Raw genomic sequence first — 18,657 nt, 5'->3', positions numbered from 1 at the left:
TCGGGCAGCCACGCCTTGAGGTCCGGAGGCAACAGGAATGCCTGGTCGCGATTGTAGGATACGAAGGTCGCCATAACCGCAGTTTGACAAATCAGAAAGGCAAAGTGAATCCGACAGACTGCTAGATGGGGCTTCGGCCTGGCTCAGTCGTGCCAGGTCAGCACCTCGGGCAGGGGCGCGCGGCCCGTGCGGAAGCAATTGGCCGGATGCGCCGTGTCCTCCAGCCCGAAGGAGATGCCGCAGACCACCATGCGGTCCTCCGGAATGCCGAAATAGGTGTGTAGAAAGGGCGCGAAACCCGCCAGTGCCGCTTGGGCGATGCTGGCGATGCCAAGCGCCCGGGCCGCGAGCATGAAGCTGGTGACGAAGGCGCCGCAATCGACCGCGCCATAGGGGCCCAGTGCTGCGTCGCTGGTTACGATGGCGACGTGGGGTGCGCCGAACAGCCGGAAATTCTCCCGCGCCTGGCGGCCGGAAGCCTCGCGGTCGCCATGCGCCACGCCGACCGCGTCATAGAGTTGGTAGCCGCAGGTCCGCCGCCGGGCCTGATAGACGCCGTGGAAGCCGGTGGGAAAGGCGAAGTCCGGCTGCGGCGGACCGCCGCGGGCCTGTTCCAGCAGCGCGTCGCGGAACCGGGTGGTGCCGGCGCCACGGGTGACGATCGCCTGCCACGGCTGGGTGTTGCACCAGGAGGGGGTGAGCTGGGCGATACCAAGGATGCGCTCGATCACCTCGTCATCGACCGGGTCGGGCAGGAAGGCGCGGCAGCTGTGGCGGTCGCGCAGGAGTTGTTCCAGCATCTCGGCCGGGTCGGTCTCACGCGCGAAATCCTGGACGGTCATCGGCATCCCCTCTTTTCGGCCATCTGCTGCCTGCCAGGGCAGGGTGTATGCCGGAAGCTATGCAGGACTTGTCGGCCCCTGGCCAAGGCCGCGCCAATGCGGGCCGGTCACCCGAAGGGGAGGCCGGTGTCGTGGGGAAGGCCCGCGCATAGGCGCCGTCACGCCGGCCATGGCGCTGGGCGGCCGGTCGATGCTTCCGCCCACGGACGCATCCCGCGCGACGCGCAAGCGGGCCTCAGGCGAGACCCCAGGCCCGGCCCCAACAGGGCCGGGCGGCGGTGGTCGGGTTCAGCTGTGGTTCAGCACGCAGGCGCCCTCGGCGAGGGGGCGAAAGGCCTGCTCGGCCGGGGTCGTCGCCAGCAGGTTGTAGACGTCGCCGGGGCCGCGGCTTTCCTGCGGAGTCTTCACCTCGAACAGATAGGAGGGGTGGATCTTGCGCCCATCTTCCCGCAGCAGGCCGGGGCCGAAGCAATCATCATCCGTTGGCATGTGCTTCATCGTTTCTACCACGTCGCGGCCGGAGGCCTTGGCGCGGGCGACGCCGACCTCCTTCACCGCCTTGAGGTAGTGCAGCACGCCCGAGTAGTTCCCGACCTGGCTCATGTTCGGGAAGCGGCCTTGCGGCATCCGCGGCGCGATGCGCGCCATGAAGGCGCGGGTGCGATCATTGAGATCCCAGTAGAAGGTTTCGGTCACGGTCAGCCCCTGCGCCACCTCCAGGCCCATCGGGATGACGTCGGTGACATAGGCGACGGCGGCGGCGAGCCTGACGCCGCGACGGTTCACGCCGAATTCCCGCGCCTGCTTCAGGCTGTTGACCAGATCCGACCCCGAGTTGGTGAAGCAGACCACCTTGGCGCGGCTGGATTGCGCCTGCAGCAGGAAGGAGGAGAAATCCGTCGTCTGCGGGAAGGGGTATTTGACGCCCCCCACGACATGCCCGCCGGCCTTCTCGACGAAGGAGGTCAGATCCGCCTGTGCGGCATGGCCGAAGGCGTAGTCGGGCGTGATGAAGAACCAGCTGTCGCCGCCGGCCTCCACCAGCGCGGTGCCGTTGGATTTCGCCAGGCACCAGGAGTCCCAGCCCCAATGCATCGAGTTGGGGCCGCAATGCTTTCCCGTCAGGTCGGACGATCCCGCGCTGGTCACCAGCGCGATCTTGTCCTTCTCCATGACGATCGTGCGGGCGCCGATGGCGATGGCGCTGTTGCCGATGTCGGTGACGATATCGACGCCGCGCTGGTCGATCCAGCGGCGGATGATGGAGAGCCCGGTATCCGGCCGGTTCTGATGGTCGGCGGAGATGACCTCCACCTTGATATCCGGATTGGCGGCCGTGAATTCGGCGGCGGCCTGTTCGGCGCAGGCAAGGCTCACCGGTCCCTGCCCATCCTTGTAGGGGCCGGAAAGATCGGTCAGCACGCCGATGCGGATGGTGTCATCCGCCTGCGCGCGGGCAGCGCCGCCACCCAGGGTGATGGTCGCGGCCCCGGCCTGGAGCAGGACGCGTCGGGTTGTCTTCATTTCTTGGTTCCCTCCCTTTGTGTTTGACTGGGTCTGGGGTTTCTTCACGCAGCGGCGGGCGGCGCGTCCCCGGTATCTTCATCCGTGAGACCGGCAACGTGCCGGCCGGCGATGTAGCCGAAGGTCATGATCGGGCCGAGGGTGATGCCGGCGCCGGGATAGGCGCCGCCCATCATGCTCGCCATGTCGTTGCCGACGGCATAGAGCCCCGGTATCGGCGCGCCGGAGGCATCCAGCACGCGGGCCTGCGCATCGGTGCGGATGCCGTCGAAGGTGCCGAGGTCGCCCATCACCAGCTTCAGCGCGTAATAGGGGCCAGGCGTGACCGGGCCGACGTTGGGGTTCGGTGTGTGGTCGGCATCGCCGAGGTAGCGGTTGAACGCCGTGCTGCCGCGGCCGAACTCCGGATCTTCGCCCGCCACGGCGCCTTCGTTGTAGTGCTGCACTGTCGCTTCGAGCGTCGCGGCATCAACGCCGATCTTGCCGGCAAGCTCGCGCAGCGTCTTGCCGCGTTGCAGATAGCCGCTGCGCAGATACAGCGCCAAGGGCATCGGCGCCGGCTTGGCGAAGCCCATCCCGTATTTCCGTACCGTGCGATGGCCGGCGATCAGCCAGACCGCCGTCTCCGCCTCGCCCTCGCAGGTGCGGATCATGGCGGCGCCGAAGTCGTGGTAGGAATGGCTCTCGTTGATGAAGCGCCGCCCCTGGCGGTTCACCGCGATGAAGCCCGGCTTATAGCGGTCCACCAGATGCGGAAAGGCGCCGATCTTGCCGTCGCCCAAAGGAACTTTCGAGACCGGCATCCAGGCGGCAGCATTGGGAAAGCTGTCGTCGAACCGTGCGCCTACCGCCTCGGCCATGCGGATGCCGTCGCCGGTGTTGTCCTCCGGCACCGGCGTCACATGTTCGCCGCCGCGCTTCACATGCGGGTAGACGCGGGTCAGCCGGGTGACATCCCGCGCGAAGCCGCCGGCGGCGAGGATCACGCCGCGGCGCGCGGCGATACGGACCGGCTTGCCGTCCTGTTCCACCACGGCGCCAACTACGCGGCGCTCCTCGACCCAAAGCTCCTTCGCGGGCGTGCCGGTATGGATGGGGATGCCGAGATCGAAGGCGGATTTCGCGAGACGCGCCGCCAGCGCATTGCCGCTGGTCAACTGCACGCCGCGGCCATAGCGCGCGAGATGCGTCATGTGCAGGCCAAGCCGTTTGGCGACGTAGAGCGCGGAGGCCAGCGACCGCGTCATGTTGAAGAAATGCTTCAGGTCGTTGTTCGCGGAGTTGAACATCATCCCGAGGAAGGTGATGGTCCGCAGCGGCGGCCGCAGCCGCTTCAGCTCCGGCCCGAGTTCGCGCGCGTCATAGGGCACCGTCGCCACCGAACGCCCACGCGAAATCCCGCCCGGCGCATCGGGGTGGTAGTCGGGGTAGTCATAGGCGATGAAATGGACATCCGTTTCCGCCTCGAAGAACTCCAGCATGCGTGGACCATTCTCGAGGAATGCCTCGACGACATCCTCGCGATAATGATTGCCGGCCTCGTGGCGCAGATAGGTGCGCATCGCCTCCTTGGTATCGGCGATGCCGCGGGCCTTGGCGTGCGGATTGCCGGGCACCCAGAGGATGCCGCCGGAAAAGGCCGTGGTGCCGCCGAACACCGGCGCCTTCTCGATCACCAGCACATCCAGCCCGGCCTTGCGCGCCGTGATGGCCGCGGACAGACCGCCGGCGCCGGAGCCGATCACCAGGAGGTCGCAGGTCAGGCTCGTCGAAGGCGTGTCTTGCATGATCCGGATCGGTCTTTCGTTGGGCGGCGGTCGTCGTTCAGCTTTGGGGCTTGGCGGCTTCGAACCCCGGGCGCGGCACAAGCCCCATGAGCATGGTGTCGAGCCCGCCATCGACGGTGATCTCGTCACCTGTCACGTAATCGGCGCGCGGGCTGGCCAGCCAGAGCACGGCATCCGCCACATCCACCGGGGCGCCGACGCGGCGGCGAGGCACCATGGCGGCACGCGCCTCGGCCACGCCCGGGCTGGCGTAGAAGGCGGCCGAAAGCGGTGTACGGATCAGCCCGGGGCTGACGACATTGCTGCGGATGCCGGCCGGCCCCCATTCCAGCGCGAGCTGGCGCGACAGCATGATCACCCCGGCCTTGCTGACGCTATAGGCACCGCTCTGGCCCTGGGGATGGCTGCCGGCGATCGAGGCGACATGCACGATGCTGCCGCCGCCACCATCGCGCATATGCTGCCCGAAGGCCTGCGCGCAGAGGAAATACCCCGTCAGGTTCACCGCAAGGATCGCGTTCCATTCGGCGAGCGGAAGCGTGGCGAGCGGTGCTGGCCGCAGCACGCCCGCGTTGTTGACCAGGATCTCGCAGGGGCCGAGCCGCTCCGCGACCGCCTCGGCGGCGGCGGTCACGCTCTCGGGCGCGGTGACGTCGCAGGGCACCGCGATGGCGGTGGCGCCGCCGGCCACGAGCTCCATCGCGGCGGCATCGCAGGCGCCACCGTCCCGGTCGAGCAGGGCGACGGCGGCGCCCGCGCCCGCCAGGGCCGTGGCAATGGCCAGGCCGATGCCGCCGGCGGCTCCGGTGACGACGCAGCGCCGGCCGGTGAGGTCGAGCCAGGCCGCGCCTGCGCGGCGCGTGTCGCTGTGGCCGTCCATGGGTTCCCTCTCTCTTGCCATTGTCAGCCGCCTTATCAGAAGCGAAGCGATAAGCACAATATGAGAATTTTATTGGTTGTCGAAGGTCCGGGCGGCTAGCGGCGCACCGCCTGCGCGGGGGGCGTGACGGTGACCCGACAAGAAGGATAAATTTTCGCATATTGTGCGGACAAATTATGGCCTGTTATAGAGGCCAGGGAAGGAGACGGAGGAAGCCGTTGTCCAGGCGTGGCGGTCCCGTCCGCGACGGTTTGACACCCGCGCCGCCGGCCAGGTCCGAGACATCAACAAGTCCCAGGAGACCGAAAAGATGCAGGAGTCCGCGCGTGACCCTCAGCCCTTCCGCCCGCCCGCGGCCGGAACCCAGCCCTCCTACGACACCCCCGCCTATCTGAGCACGCGGGCGCGCCACCCGACCCAAGCGCTTGTCCTTGCCCCGCATACGGTGACGGAGACGACGGGGCCGCGCTTCACCTCGGCGCGCTTCCCGAGCCTTGCGGATATCTCCGGCACCGGCGCCCAGGCGGCGCAGGGCGAGCGCATCATCGTCGGCGGCCGCGTGCTGGACGAGGATGGCCGGCCGGTCCCGCACACCATGGTCGAGATCTGGCAGGCAAACGCCGCCGGCCGCTACGCCCATGCCCTCGACCAGCACAATGCGCCGCTCGATCCCAATTTCCATGGCGTCGGGCGGGTCTTCTCCGATGCGGAGGGGCGCTGGCGTTTCGTCACCATCAAGCCCGGCGCCTATCCCTGGCGGAACCACGCCAATGCCTGGCGGCCGAACCACATCCATTTCTCGCTGTTCGGCCAGGGCTTCGCGCAGCGCCTGATCACGCAGATGTATTTTCCGGGCGATCCGCTGCTGCCGCTCGACCCGATCTTCAACTGCGTCCCCGATGTGGCGGCGCGCGACCGGCTGATCGCCGATTTCGACCTGGAGATCACCCAGCCCGAATACGCGTTGGGCTACCGTTTCGACATCGTGCTGCGTGGCCGTGGCGCCACGCCTTTCGAGGAGCCGCGCTGACATGCCCACCGCCACCGCGAGCCAGACCATCGGCCCCTACTGGCACCTGCTGGCCGAGCCGGACTGGGAGGATCTGACCCGCTTCGGGCCTGATGGGGCTGAGCGCATCACCCTGACCGGCACCATCACCGATGGCGATGGTGCCCTGGTCACCGATGCCTGCGTCGAGATCTGGCAGGCGGACCCGCCGGCCAGCGACGATTTCCTCGGCTGGGGCCGCGCCGCCACCGATGCCAAGGGCCGCTTCCGCTTCACCACGCTGAAGCCGGGGCCGGTGCCTGGCCGCGGCAATACGCAGCAGGCGCCGCATATCGCGATCACGATTTTGGCGCGCGGGCTGCTCAAGGCCCTGGTCACCCGCGTCTATTTCGAAGGCGAGGCGCTGAACGCGACCGATCCGCTGCTGACCGCCATCGAGGATCCGGCCCGGCGCGCCACGCTGCTGGCGCATGCGACCGGTGAGGGCGTCTGGTCGCTCGATATCCGCCTGCAGGGCGATGGCGCGGCGGAGACCGTGTTCCTCGACGTCTAAGAGCAGCCCAGTCAGGAGAACAGCAGGATGCGCACACAGGTCGGGATCATCGGTGCGGGCCCTGCGGGGTTGATGCTGGCGCATCTGCTGCATCTGCGCGGGATCGAGACGGTCATCCTCGAATCCCGGCAGCGCGAGGCCATCGAATCCACGATCCGCGCCGGCATCCTGGAACAGAGCACCGTCGATCTGATGGTCGAGACGGGCGTCGGCGAGCGCCTGAAGCGCGAGGGCGTCCCGCATCACGGCACCATCCTCCGCTTCGGCGGCCGCAACCACCGCATCGACTTCCAAGGGCTGACCGGCGGCCGCGTCACCACCTTGTATCCGCAGCATGAGGTGCTGAAGGATCTGATCGCGGCCCGGCTGCAGGTCGGCGGTGAGATCCGTTTCGGCACCAAGGTCACGGCCGTGAGTGGGTTGGACAGCAAGCAGCCCGTGATCCATTTCATCGGCGCCGATGCCGCCGACAGCCGGCTGCACTGCGATTTCATCCTGGGCTGCGACGGCGCCTATGGTGTCGGCCGCGCGGCGATGCCGGATGGGCTGCGACAGGACTACCAGCGCATCTACCCCTTTGGCTGGTTCGGCATCCTGTGCAAGGCGCCGCCCTCCTCCGAGGAGCTGGTCTATGCCCGGCACGACCGCGGCTTCGCCCTGATCAGCAACCGCACGCCGGATGTGCAGCGGATGTATTTCCAGTGCGATCCCAACGACAAGATCGAGAACTGGTCCGACGACCGCATCTGGTCGGAACTACAGGCCCGCGTGCAGGGCGGGGATGGCTTTCGCCTGATCGAGGGCGAGATATTCCAGCGCAACATCGTGCCGATGCGCAGCTATGTCTGCGAACCCATGCAGCATGGCCGGCTGTTCCTGGCCGGCGACGCCGCGCATACCGTGCCGCCGACCGGCGCCAAGGGGCTGAACCTTGCGATCAGCGATGTCTTCCTGCTCGATCGCGCGCTCGGCCACCACTACGCGACCGGCGCGACCGATCTGCTGGATGGCTATTCCGCGGCGGCACTGCGGCGGGTCTGGCGGGCGCAGCATTTCTCCTGGTGGATGACCTCCATGCTGCATCGTGCTGATGGCGCCAGCGCCTTCGACGACCGGCGCCAGCTTGCTGAACTCGACCTGGTCACCGGCACGGTTGCGGCGGCGACGTCGCTCGCGCAGAACTACGTCGGCCTGCCGTTCGGCTGATGGCCGCCGCCGGTGAAGCCGGCCGAGATCTCATCGGCGATGCGCAGCGCCAGCGCACGCAGCCGCGCGGGGTCCTCGGTGCGGAAGCGCTCCTCGCTCTGCGCCAGGGAGATGGCCCCAACCACCGCCCCCGGCGCCCGGAAGATCGGCGCCGCGACGCCGACCATGCCGGCATCGACCTCGCCGATCGCGATACGCGTGCCCTCCTTGCGCACCGCCTTGAGCCGGGCGCGGAACTCCTCCCAGCTCGCACCGAGGCCGGCGGCGCGGATGCGGTCCGGGTGGCGCAGCATCAGGTTGCGCAGCTGGTAGGTCGGCAGGAAGGCCAGCACGACGCGTGGCGCGGCGCCCTGGAACAGCTCCATGGGGCGGCCGCGCTCCATGCTGGTCCGCAAGGTCGGATCGGTCATGTCCTGGTGCACGCAGAGCACATGGTCGCCGTAGTGGCGAGAGAGCAGGAACATGCCGTGCAGTTCGGGGCGCGCCCGTTCGATCACCGGCACGCCGTGGCGCAACAGCGGATCGGTGCGGCGCATCAGCCGGTCGAGCTGGACGATGCGCGGCCCCAGGATGAAGGCACTGCCCTCGGCCGGCGCCAGCAGCCCGGTGCGGGACAGCAGCTTGAGGTAGCGGTAGCCGGTGGCCTGGGACATCGAGAGATGGTCGCAGATCTCCTCGACCGACCAGCTCGGCCGGTCCTCGGTGAACAGGTCGAGCAGGCCGAGCATGCGCTCCAGGCTGCTGTCGGACATGCCTGGCTGGCGCGTGGGCGCCATGACATTGTCCGGCATCGGGCCCCGCATCGGCGTCGTTTCGTCCATCACCCCAATCCAAATGCGCTAGTCCGCAGGCGCGCCAATTGTAGCAGCCCGCGCCACCGGCAGGCCAGCCGCAAGCCTCCCCACCCGATCCAGGAGAACGCCATGCGTATCGCCCGCCAGCCCGGAGCCGCGACGTGACCGCCCCCGTCGCCCTCGTCACCGGTGCCGCGGACGGCATCGGCTGGGCCACCGCCCGCGCCTTCGCCGATGCCGGCTATCGCGTGGTGCTGGCCGACCTGCGCGCCGAGGCCGCCGCGGCACGGGCCCGGGACCTCGGGCCGGAGCACATCGGCGTCGGCTGCAACGTCACCGTCGAGGCCGATGTCGTGGCCATGCTCGAACAGGTCCGACGGGACTGCGGCAGGCTGGATGCGGTGGTCAACAATGCCGGCATCGGCAGCCCGCATCTGCCGACCACCGACCAGCGGCTGGATGAATTCGAACGTGTCCTGCACACGCATCTGTCCGGCACCTTCCTGGTCTCGCGGGAGGCCCGCAAGTTGATGGCCGCGCAGGGCGGCGCCATGGTGAACATTAGCTCGATCGCGGGGCTCGGCGGGCTCCCGCGGCGCAACGCCTATGGCGCGGCCAAGGCCGGAATCGCTGCGATGACCCGGTCGCTGGCCTGCGAATGGGCCGCGGCCGGTATCCGCGTCAATGCCGTGGCCCCCGGCTATGTGGAGACCGCACTCGTCCAGAAACTCGCCGCCGACGGGTCGATCGATGCTGCCAAGCTGCGGCGGCGGATTCCCATGGGCCGGCTGGGCCGGCCGGAGGAGATTGCCGCGGTCATCCTGTTCCTGTGCTCGCCGGCCGCAAGCTACGTGACCGGTGCGATCCTCTGCGTGGATGGCGGCTGGATGGCCTTCGCCGATGCCGGCGATGCCGCCAGCGAGGCGTGAGCGCGGCGGCTCACACCGCCAGGCGCAGCGGCATCGCCTCCCGCCGCAGGAAGGGCAGCACCTCGGTGCCGAGCCGTTCCAGGGCCCGCAGCACCGCGGGGCGCGGCAGGGTGGTGAAGCTGGTGTAGATGCTCATATGCGTCGGCCGAAGCAGGCGCAGATCCTCGGCCAGCACCTGCGTGACGTGCTCGATGCGGCCGATCGGGCAGTTCTCCAGCAACCAGGCCTCGCTGGGTTCGTTGTCGAGCGGGATGTCGCGCAGATGCACGCCATCGCGCGGCGGATCGGGCAGGCGCAGCCCTTGCAGGATGCGGCCCATGCGGAGCAGGCCGCGCGCTGCTTCCCGCGCCTCCTCCGCGTCATCGGTGACGAAGATGTAGCGCTGCAGGCCAAGCGGCATCCGTTCCATCGGGATGCCCGCGGCGGCATAGGCGCTGCGGATCGGGTCCAGCGACTTCAACGTCATCTGCGCGGTCCGAAAACCCTGGCCGACCAGCGGCGTCGCCCCGGACCGTGCCGCGCGCTCCAGCAGACCGGCATCGCCGCCGGCCAGGAACAGCGGCGGCATGCGGCCCGGGGTTGCCGCCAAGGGTGCGGCCGGCACCGTGATGTAGCGGCCGTCATGCGCCACGCGGCCGGTGGTCAGGCCCTGCTGCAGGATGTCCCAGCCCTCCTGCAGCAGGGCGCTGCGGTTGCCGATGTCCACGCCATAGGTGCGGAACTCATGCGGCTGGTGCCCGGTGCCGAGGCCGAGCAGCAGCCGCCCGCCGGTCAGCGCATCGAGCATCCCCAATTCCTGGACGATGCGCAGCGGATTGTTCAACGGCAGCACGATCACCGCGGGGCCAAGCGCGATGCGCTGCGTCACCGCCGCGCAATGGGCGACCATCAGCAGCGGCGAGGGGCAGACCGAGGCATTGCTGAAATGGTGCTCGGCGAACCAGGCTGCATCGAAGCCGAGGCGTTCGGCGAGGCGCACGTGCTCGACGGTGGTCGCCAGCACCTCGGCCGGTGTTTGGTCGGGGTGGTGCATGGCCATCAGGTTGAACAAGGCAATCTGCATGGGCAAGCCATCCGTGCGTAGGGCTGAGGTCGGATCCTGCCAATGCATCGCGGGACCGGCGGAGTTGGCGTGAGCCGCCGTGCAGAAAGCCACAATCCCGCCGATCGGGGAATATGGCCCCCCTGCGCGTCAGGCCCCGGGTTGCGACCCGCCGGAGGCCTCGCCATGCGCCTGGAGGTAGGTTTCCAGCCCATCCAGGTAATTCATCATGATCGCGACCGCTGCATCGGCGTCGCGCGCACGGATCTGCTGGGTCAGGGCGCGGCGCATGGCGACCACGGGGTCATGCGGCCGTACCCCCGCCACCGAGACGAAATGGCGCAGCACCTCGCTCAGCGCCTCGACGATCGCGCAGAGGATCTGGTTGCGGGTTGCTTCCGCCAACACCCGGTTGAATTCGATGGCGGTATAGGTCCGTTCCTCGAAGCGCCCGGCCTTGGTCAGAGCCTCGGTCTCGTCGGTGTTCTTCTCAAGCGCCGCCAGGCTCGCCGGCGTCGCGCGCTCGCAGGCCAGGCGCACGACGATATCCATGATGTGGCGTCGCGCCTCCATCAGCATCGGCAGCGAGGCGCGGCCAAGATCGAGCATGTCGCGCAAGGATTGCGTCACCAGCTTGTGGCTGCCGTCGCTGACGAAGGCGCCGCCATGACGGCCCTTGTGCAGCGAGATCAGCCCCGCGACCTCGAGGTTGCGCATCCCCTCGCGCACGGCCATCCGGCTGACGGCGAAAAGTTCGGCCAGTTCGCGCTCGGTCGGCAGCCGATCGCCGGGCTGCAACTCGCCGGCCGCGATCTGCTGGCGGATGCGGGCGCCGATTTCCTCGGAGATGCGGCGCGTCTTGATCGGGCTGAAGGCGATGCTGTCGCGCGGCGCGATCCCAGCCGGCCGCGCGGGCTTTGGCGCAGGCTTGGTCGCCGCTGTCTTCGAACCGGGGGGCGGGGCGACGCTCGGCTTCGCTGTACGGCTGGTCGCAGGCTTCTTCATTCCACTTCGATTTCCACGCCAGAACTGCCTTCGAATGGACCGTCCATACCCGAACCATGCCGCATGGTCGACCGCTGCGGCGCGCCCGGCACTTGAATGGACGGTCCATTGGCATTAGAAATTCGGGAACGATGCGGGGCGGATCAATGTGCCGGCTGGCAGCGATCGTCACGGGAGGAAAAAGACATGCGGATGCGGAGAATGATCGCCGGCCTGGCCGTCGTCGCGAGCCTTGGGTGCGGAACGGCCATGGCGCAGGACTATCCCAACCGGCCCATCCGGCTCGTGGTTCCCTACCCGGCGGGCGGCACCACCGACATCATCGCCCGCGCCCTGCAGGAACCGCTGCGCCTGTCCCTGGGGCAGCCCATCATCATCGAGAACCGCGGCGGCGGTGCCGGCGCCACCGGTCAGCGCGAGGTGCTGCAATCGCCGGCCGACGGCTATTCGCTGCTGATCAGCAACAACGGCCCCACCACCATCCTGCCGCTGATCCGCGCCAACATCGGCTATGAGGCCACGGGCGCGCTGGCGCCGATCTCCCTGCTCACCAGCACGCCGCTGGTGCTGGTCACCAACATTGCAGTCCCGGTCACGAACCTGCGGGAATTCTTCGACTATGTCCGCGCGCGGCCGGACCGCGTGAACTACGGTACCGCCGGTGTCGGTTCCTTCGGCCACGTGGCCACCTTGCTGATGGCGCAGATGGCGGGGCTCCAGGCGGTGCATGTGCCCTATCGCGGGCAGGCGCCGATGACGCTGGCGGTGCTCTCGGGTGAGGTGCAGTTCACCCTCACCAGCTACTCCCAGGCGATGAACGAGCATATCGAGGCCGGTAAGCTGCGGCGCCTCGGCGTCAGCTCGGCCGAGCCTTCCAGTCTGGTGCCCAACACGCCGCCCATTGCCTCGGTCCTGCCGGGCTATTCGGCCGAGGTCTGGTTCGGCCTGCTCGCGCCCGCCCATACGCCGGCGGAGATCGTCGCGAAGCTCAATGACGCCGTTCGCGACGCGCTGGCGATGCCGGCGGTCCAGGCGCCGCTACGCGGGGCCGGGATGCAGCCGGCTGCCAGCACGCCCGAGGCCTTCGCGGCGCGGCTGAACGCCGATGCGGAATTGTGGCGCGGCGTTCTGGCGCGAGCGGACATCAAGCCGGAATGACGGCGGGGCGGGGGGAGCGGACTTGATGACCGCCACGGCGGATGTCACTGCGCTGGAGCACGTGCTGCGCGAGCGCCACAGCTGCCGCGGCTTCCTGCCCGATCCGCTCGATGATGCGGTGATCGAGCGCATCCTTGGCATGGCCCAGCGCGCGCCCTCCTGGTGCAACGCACAACCCTGGCGGGTGACCATCACCCGCGGAGCAGCGACCGAGCAGTTCCGGACGGCGCTGCGCGCGCATATGCACGACACCGGGTCCGCGCCGGATATCGCCTTTCCCGCCGCCTATCGCGGCATCTACCAGGAACGGCGCCGGACCTGCGGCTACCAGCTTTATGACGCGGTCGGCGTGGCGCATGGCGACCGCGAGGCCTCCGCCCGCCAGGCGCGGGAGAATTTCCGGCTATTCGGGGCGCCGCACGTCGCGATCGTTTCCAGCGATGCGGCGCTCGGGGCCTATGGTGCGGTGGATTGCGGCGCCTTCGTCACCTGCTTCATGCTGGCGGCCCAGGCGCTTGGCGTCGCCAGCATCGCCCAGGCGGCGCTGACCGCCTTCTCGCCTTTCCTGCACGGGCATTTCGGCATTCCCGAGGATCGTAGCATCGTCTGCGGCATCTCCTTCGGCTATGAGGACACGGCGCATCCGGCCAATCGCTTCCGCACCAGCCGGGCTCCACTGGAGGAGGTGCTGGCATGGCAGGGGTGAGCAGCGCCGGCGCCTTGGCCGGCGTCAGGGTCGTCGAATTCGGGGCGATCGGCCCGGTGCCCTTCTGCGCCATGCTGCTGGCGGATATGGGGGCGGAGGTCGTCCATATCGCGCGGCCAGGAGCGCCGCGCGACCTGACCCGCGACATCACCTTGCGCGGGCGTCGCGTGGTCACGCTCGACCTCAAGCACGAGGCGGACCGGGCCTCCGCGCTGGCGCTGGTGTCGGGCGCGCAGATCCTGCTGGAGGGCAACCGGCCGGGCGTGATGGAACGCCTCGGCCTCGGCCCCGGGCCGTGCCAGGCGGCCAATCCGGCGCTGGTCTATGGCCGCATGACCGGCTGGGGCCAGGACGGGCCGCTGGCCCCGACCGCGGGGCATGACATCAACTACATCGCGCTGACCGGTGCGCTGCATGCGATCGGCCCCGCCGATGGCGCGCCGGTGCCGCCGCTGAACCTGCTGGGGGACTACGGCGGCGGCGCGCTGTTCCTGGCCTTCGGCGTGCTCTGCGCGCTGATCGAGGCGCGCGGCAGCGGCAAGGGCCAGGTGGTCGATGCCGCCATGATCGATGGTGCCTCGACCCTGATGTCGGTGGTCTGGGGCCTGCGCGCCCGCGGCGGCTGGAACGAACGGCGCGGCGACAACCTGCTGGACGGCGGCGCGCCCTGGTACACGACCTATGCCACCGCCGATGGCCGCCATATGGCGGTCGGCGCGCTTGAGGAGCCGTTCTGGCAGGCCCTGTTGGCCGGCCTTGGCCTGAAGGCGGAGGCGCTGCCGCCGCGTCAGGACCGTGCTGGCTGGCCGGCGATCCGGGCGGCGCTGGCTGCGGTGTTCGGCCAAAGGACGCAAGCGGAATGGACCGCCGTCTTCGCGCAGACCGATGCCTGCGTCACCCCGGTGGTGGCGCTGTCCGAGGCACCCGCGCAGCCGCAGATGGCGGCGCGGGGAAACTTCCTCGAACGCGACGGGGTGATGCAGCCGGCGCCGGCACCGCGGTTCAGCCGTACGCCAGGCCAGGCCCGCATCGCCGAGATCGATGACGTGGCACGCATCCTCGCCGATTGGGGCGTGCCCTGACGCCAACACCGGAGAGACCGCAGATGCCGAAGGGCTACATCATCGCCAGGGTCGAGGTGTCCGACGAGGTCGCCTATATGCGCTACGTTCGCGCGGCCACGCCCGTCATCGCGCAATATGGCGGCCGGGTGCTGGTGCGTGGCGGCCCCGTGCGGACCCTGGAAGGCGAAGGCCGCAGCCGCAACGTCGTGATCGAATTCGAGTCGCTGGCGGCGGCCGAGCGCTATTATCATTCCCCGGAATACATGGAGGCGCGGGCCCTGCGCCGCGATGCCGCCGTCGCGGATTTCATCGCGGTGGAGGGGGCATAGGCCTCAGAGCCCCATGCGCTTGGCCAGCACGTTCCGCTGGATCTCGTTGCTGCCGCCGCCGATCGGGCCGACGCGCGAGTCACGGAAGAACATCTGCATGTCGTATTCCATCGAGTAGCCAGCACCGCCCAGGATCTGCAAACCCTCGTCGGCGCAACGGAAATTGTTCTCCGTGCAGATGATCTTCGCCATCGAGGTCTCCTCGATCGCAAGCTCGCCACCATCCAGCAGATCGGCCACGCGATAGACCGATTGCCGCGCGGTCTCCGACATGATCGCCATGTTCACCAGCTTGTGCTGGATGACCTGGAAGCTGGAGATCGGCTGGTCGAACTGGATGCGTTCCTTGGCGTAATCCCGCGCGTATTCTGTGATCTTGAAGCAATGCCCGGCCGAGATCGCCGCCAGCCCGAGCCGTTCGACACCGAGGCATTTCATGATGTTCCGCCAGGCCTGACCTTCGCCGCCGATCAGGTTGGTGGCGGGGATGCGGACATTCTCGAAGAAGACCTCATTGGCATGGGTGGTCCTGCGGCCGAGCATCGACAGCGGGCGGATCGTCACGCCGGGCGCCTTGGCGTCCACGAGCAAGGTGCTCATGCCCTGGTGGCGGCCGGCGGCGGGATCGGTCTTGGCGATCACGACGAGGTAGTCGGCGACATGGGCGCAGGTGATCCACACCTTGTTGCCGTTCAGCACATAGTCATCGCCGTCGCGGATCGCGTTGGTCTTGATCCCCGCGACGTCCGAGCCGGTGCCGGGTTCGGACATCGCAAGCGCCAGCTTGATCTTCCCGGCGATGATCTTCGGCACGATCTCCCGCTGCAATGCCGGCGAGCCGAATTTCACGACATGCATCCCGGCATAGATCAGCGTCGTCGTCACCGCCTGGGCGATGCCGGTGTAGTAGTAGCCGAGGGTCTCCAGCAGGACGGTCAGATCCTTGTGGCTGCCGCCCATGCCGCCCAGCGCCTCGGGGTAGAACAGGCCGAGGTAGCCGGCCTCGGCCAGGGCCTGATAGGCCTCATGCGGGAATTCCCGCGCCTCATCCATCTTGCGGATGCGGTCCCAGGGCAGATGCCGCTCACAAAGCGCGATCACACTGTCACGCATCATGCGCTGTTCCTCGGACAGGCCGAACAGGTTCATCAGCGTCATCGTGCAGCTTCCTTTTCCTCGACGGCCGCGGCGCCGGCACGGGTCAAGACCATTGTCGTCATCAGCCCTGTCTGCACGACCTCGCCGCGCTGGTTGAGCAGTTCCATCCGGCGCACGAGCACGCCACGGTCAGGCTTGGAGGTCGGCCGCGCCGAGACGATCGTGGCGCGCAGATGGATGGTGTCGCCGAACAGGATCGGCTTGAGGAACCTCCATTCATCGACGCCGAGGGCGGCAATGGCGGTGCCTTCCAGATAGCCAAGACCGGCACTCAGCCCCGTGGCCATCGACAGGCCCAGCGCGCCATGGGCGATGCGCTGGCCCATGGGCGAACGGGCGCTGTGCTCGGCATCCGTGTGCATCGGGTTCACATCGCCCGACAGCCAGGAGAAGGTGACGACATCGGTCTCCGTCACCGTCCGGGCGCGGCTGACATCAACCGCGCCGACCACGAAATCCTCGATGCATTTTCCGCGCATGGTATCCTCCAGCTTCAGGACAGGACGATGAGGGCATCGGCGGCGACCGCACCCACGGGGGCAACGATCACCGGGTTCACATCGACTTCCTCGATCAGATCAGCGAGATCGTCGGCAAGCTCGGAGAAGCGGCAGATCGCTTCCACGGCAGCATTGATGTCGCAGGGGGGCTGTTTGCGGAACCCGGTCAGCAGCGGGTAGCCGCGCAGCGAGGCCAGCATCCGCCGCGCCTTGTCCGGCCCCACGGGGGCAAGGCTGGTCGCGACATCGCCGAGCAGTTCGACCATCACCCCGCCGAGGCCGACCACCAGCAGCGGGCCGAATTGCGCATCGATCCGGATGCCCATGACGAGTTCGGTGCCCGGGGGGGCCATGCTCTGGATGCTGACGCCCTCAAGCCGCGCTTCCGGCCGGTGTTGCCCTGCGGTGGCGAGGATTTCGGCGCTGGCCGCACGCACCTCCTCGGCACTGCGCAGGTTCAGCCGGATGCCCGAAACCTCGGTCTTGTGCAGGATGTCGGGCGAGGCGATTTTCACCACCACCGGGAAGCCGATCGCCGCCGCCGCCGTGGCGGCAGCCTCGGGGGTCGCCGCCAGCGCCTCCTGCGGCACGGGGATGCCATAGGCGGCCAGGATGCGTTTGGACTCCTGCTCGCCGAGCGCCTTCTGGCCGGCCCCGGCGATGATGTTCCGCGCGACCGCCGCCGCATCGGCGGGGGAGAGCCGCGAGGTCAGGACGGCGGGCCGGCCGCGCCGCTCATGCCAGTCGCACCAGGCGCGGATGGCGGCGAAGCAGCGGTCGGAGGAGCGGAACAGCGTCAGTTTCGGATCGGCATCCAGAAGCGCGCTGCCGGGGCCCTCCAGCCATTCATTCATCCAGATCGCGGCGACCGCGCAATCGGTGCGCGCGGCGACCTCGCAGAGCGTGGGCGCGCGCGATCCGGTGGCGCCGGGATGCGCGAAGACCAGGGGGACGACCACGGCGCTGAAGCCCGGATCATCGACGAAGGCATTCAGGCAGAGAGCAAAGGTGGTGGAGCTTTTCAATACTTCCGCGGTGAGGTCGGAAGGATTTGCGACCGAGCCGAAATCGGGAACGACGGTTTCCAGCACCGCCCGCGTCTGCGGCGCCAGCGCGGGAAGCTGCAGGCCCTTCTGTTCCGCCTTGTCAGCGTTGATCACGCCGGCCCCGCCCGAGGTTGCCATGATGCCGACGCCTCGGCCATTGCGTGGCGGGCCGGATTTGGCGAAGAAGCTCGCGAGTTCCAGCACCGCCTCCAGATCATCGGTCTGGATCGCGCCCACTTCGTCGAAGGCCGCGCGATAGGCGCCGACGGAGCCGACCAGCGTACCGGTATGCGACAGCGCCGCCTTGCCGCTGGCTTCGGTATTACCGGCCTTGTAGACGATCAGCGCCTTGCCGGCGGCATCCGCCAGCCGCGCGGCCTCAAGGAAGCGCTGCCCGCTCTTCACGCCCTCGAACAGGCAGATGATCGCGCGCACCTCGGGGTCCTCGGCGAGGCAGGCGATGTAGTCGGAGACATCGACATCGGCGGAATTGCCGGCCGCAAGGTAATGGCTGATGCCGACGCCGCGCATCATGGATTGCAGCACGGTGTAGCCAAGCGCGCCGCTCTGCGACACCACAGCGACCCGCCCGGCGTGGCCGCGCATCATGCTGCCGCAGTCCGACATGAAGTTCATCGCGGCGCCGCTGCGCACATTGGCCAGGCCCACGCAGTTCGGACCCGCCATGCGGACGCCACCACGGCTGGCGATATCGACCAGGCTGGCCTGGGCCGCGATGCGCTCCTCTGCCCCGGTCTCGGCGAAACCCGAGGCATAGACGATGGCGCCGCCGGCGCCGACCGCGACGGCTTCTTCCAGGCTCGGCGCGACCAGGGGCCGCGCGACGCAGAGCACGACACAATCCGGCGATTCGGGCAGGTCGCCGAGGCTGGGGACACAGGGGAAGCCGATGGTCTCGCGATACTTCGGATTGACCCCGAAAACCTTGCCATCGAATCCAGCAAGGTTGATCAGCGTCCGCTGCCCGAAGGACCCCGGCGTCTCCGAGGCGCCAACCACCGCAATCACCCGCGGGTCGACCAGCCGGTGGAGATCGGCCCTGCGATAGGCGGGTCTGTCGATCAGCATGCGCGGTGTTTCCCCCTGGCCTCGGATGTTCTTCAA

18 protein-coding genes are annotated in these 18,657 nt (G+C 68.5%); 8 read left to right on the top strand and 10 right to left on the bottom strand.

Annotated features, from left to right (window positions below; all coding sequences use genetic code 11):
- Positions 1–143: 143 nt before the first annotated feature.
- The 4 genes from C8P66_RS13575 to C8P66_RS13560 form a co-directional block, all read right to left on the bottom strand.
- Positions 144–848, bottom strand: a complete 705-nt coding sequence (locus C8P66_RS13575) for a nitroreductase (RefSeq protein WP_211314143.1) — start codon at positions 846–848, stop codon at positions 144–146.
- A gap of 282 nt (positions 849–1,130) precedes the next feature.
- Positions 1,131–2,366, bottom strand: coding sequence for an ABC transporter substrate-binding protein (locus tag C8P66_RS13570; RefSeq protein ID WP_111398805.1), 1,236 nt, complete (start codon positions 2,364–2,366; stop codon positions 1,131–1,133).
- Between the two features lie 44 nt (positions 2,367–2,410).
- Positions 2,411–4,153, bottom strand: a complete 1,743-nt coding sequence (locus C8P66_RS13565) for an FAD-dependent oxidoreductase (RefSeq protein WP_111398804.1) — start codon at positions 4,151–4,153, stop codon at positions 2,411–2,413.
- A 37-nt stretch (positions 4,154–4,190) separates the two neighbouring features.
- Positions 4,191–5,033, bottom strand: a complete 843-nt coding sequence (locus C8P66_RS13560) for an SDR family NAD(P)-dependent oxidoreductase (RefSeq protein WP_111398803.1) — start codon at positions 5,031–5,033, stop codon at positions 4,191–4,193.
- 310 nt (positions 5,034–5,343) lie between these two features.
- Here C8P66_RS13560 and pcaH point away from each other — a divergent pair, with 310 nt between their 5' ends.
- From pcaH to C8P66_RS13545, 3 genes are read left to right on the top strand one after another with little or no spacing between them, the layout of a single operon-like run.
- The gene (pcaH, locus tag C8P66_RS13555; RefSeq protein WP_111398802.1) at positions 5,344–6,063 is read left to right on the top strand and encodes a protocatechuate 3,4-dioxygenase subunit beta; all 720 of its coding nucleotides are present in this window, start codon (positions 5,344–5,346) and stop codon (positions 6,061–6,063) included.
- A gap of 1 nt (position 6,064) precedes the next feature.
- Entirely contained in the window at positions 6,065–6,595 is a 531-nt protein-coding gene (gene pcaG, locus C8P66_RS13550; protein ID WP_111398801.1) for a protocatechuate 3,4-dioxygenase subunit alpha, read from the top strand.
- A 27-nt stretch (positions 6,596–6,622) separates the two neighbouring features.
- Positions 6,623–7,801 (top strand): 4-hydroxybenzoate 3-monooxygenase, encoded by a 1,179-nt coding sequence (locus C8P66_RS13545; RefSeq protein WP_111398800.1) that lies wholly within the window; start codon positions 6,623–6,625, stop codon positions 7,799–7,801.
- On the opposite strand, the gene C8P66_RS13540 is transcribed toward C8P66_RS13545, so the two are convergent.
- The gene (locus C8P66_RS13540; RefSeq protein WP_111398799.1) at positions 7,777–8,622 is read right to left on the bottom strand and encodes an IclR family transcriptional regulator; all 846 of its coding nucleotides are present in this window, start codon (positions 8,620–8,622) and stop codon (positions 7,777–7,779) included. The genes C8P66_RS13545 and C8P66_RS13540 overlap by 25 nt on opposite strands.
- 134 nt (positions 8,623–8,756) lie before the next feature.
- Between C8P66_RS13540 and C8P66_RS13535 the strand changes: the two genes are divergently transcribed.
- Complete coding sequence (locus C8P66_RS13535; protein WP_111398798.1) at positions 8,757–9,524, top strand: SDR family oxidoreductase; 768 nt, start codon at positions 8,757–8,759, stop codon at positions 9,522–9,524.
- Positions 9,525–9,534: 10 nt separating this feature from the next.
- Here C8P66_RS13535 and C8P66_RS13530 read toward each other — a convergent pair whose 3' ends face one another.
- Both C8P66_RS13530 and C8P66_RS13525 read right to left on the bottom strand, forming a co-directional pair.
- Entirely contained in the window at positions 9,535–10,587 is a 1,053-nt protein-coding gene (locus tag C8P66_RS13530) for an LLM class flavin-dependent oxidoreductase (protein ID WP_158537249.1), read from the bottom strand.
- A 129-nt stretch (positions 10,588–10,716) separates the two neighbouring features.
- Positions 10,717–11,571 (bottom strand): FadR/GntR family transcriptional regulator, encoded by an 855-nt coding sequence (locus C8P66_RS13525; RefSeq protein ID WP_111398796.1) that lies wholly within the window; start codon positions 11,569–11,571, stop codon positions 10,717–10,719.
- A gap of 201 nt (positions 11,572–11,772) precedes the next feature.
- Between C8P66_RS13525 and C8P66_RS13520 the strand changes: the two genes are divergently transcribed.
- The 4 genes from C8P66_RS13520 to C8P66_RS13505 are packed head-to-tail and all read left to right on the top strand — an operon-like array spanning position 11,773 to position 14,828.
- Positions 11,773–12,729, top strand: a complete 957-nt coding sequence (locus C8P66_RS13520; RefSeq protein WP_158537248.1) for a Bug family tripartite tricarboxylate transporter substrate binding protein — start codon at positions 11,773–11,775, stop codon at positions 12,727–12,729.
- A gap of 25 nt (positions 12,730–12,754) precedes the next feature.
- Entirely contained in the window at positions 12,755–13,435 is a 681-nt protein-coding gene (locus tag C8P66_RS13515) for a nitroreductase (RefSeq protein WP_111398794.1), read from the top strand.
- The gene (locus C8P66_RS13510; protein ID WP_111398793.1) at positions 13,423–14,517 is read left to right on the top strand and encodes a CaiB/BaiF CoA transferase family protein; all 1,095 of its coding nucleotides are present in this window, start codon (positions 13,423–13,425) and stop codon (positions 14,515–14,517) included. Before C8P66_RS13515 ends, C8P66_RS13510 begins: the two co-directional genes overlap by 13 nt.
- A gap of 23 nt (positions 14,518–14,540) precedes the next feature.
- Positions 14,541–14,828, top strand: a complete 288-nt coding sequence (locus tag C8P66_RS13505; protein WP_111398792.1) for a DUF1330 domain-containing protein — start codon at positions 14,541–14,543, stop codon at positions 14,826–14,828.
- Between the two features lie 3 nt (positions 14,829–14,831).
- Here C8P66_RS13505 and C8P66_RS13500 read toward each other — a convergent pair whose 3' ends face one another.
- From C8P66_RS13500 to C8P66_RS13490, 3 genes are read right to left on the bottom strand one after another with little or no spacing between them, the layout of a single operon-like run.
- Complete coding sequence (locus tag C8P66_RS13500) at positions 14,832–15,986, bottom strand: acyl-CoA dehydrogenase family protein (RefSeq protein WP_111398791.1); 1,155 nt, start codon at positions 15,984–15,986, stop codon at positions 14,832–14,834.
- The gene (locus C8P66_RS13495) at positions 15,983–16,465 is read right to left on the bottom strand and encodes a MaoC/PaaZ C-terminal domain-containing protein (RefSeq protein WP_111398790.1); all 483 of its coding nucleotides are present in this window, start codon (positions 16,463–16,465) and stop codon (positions 15,983–15,985) included. Before C8P66_RS13495 ends, C8P66_RS13500 begins: the two co-directional genes overlap by 4 nt.
- Positions 16,466–16,479: 14 nt before the next feature.
- Positions 16,480–18,621: an acetate--CoA ligase family protein gene (locus C8P66_RS13490; protein WP_158537247.1), complete on the bottom strand. Its 2,142-nt coding sequence runs from the start codon at positions 18,619–18,621 to the stop codon at positions 16,480–16,482.
- Positions 18,622–18,657: the final 36 nt, after the last annotated feature.

The organism is Humitalea rosea (assembly GCF_003253705.1).
Taxonomy (GTDB): Bacteria; Pseudomonadota; Alphaproteobacteria; order Acetobacterales; family Acetobacteraceae; genus Humitalea; species Humitalea rosea.
Note: the sequence above shows the minus strand (reverse complement) of the source record. Positions and strands in the feature narration are given on the sequence as shown.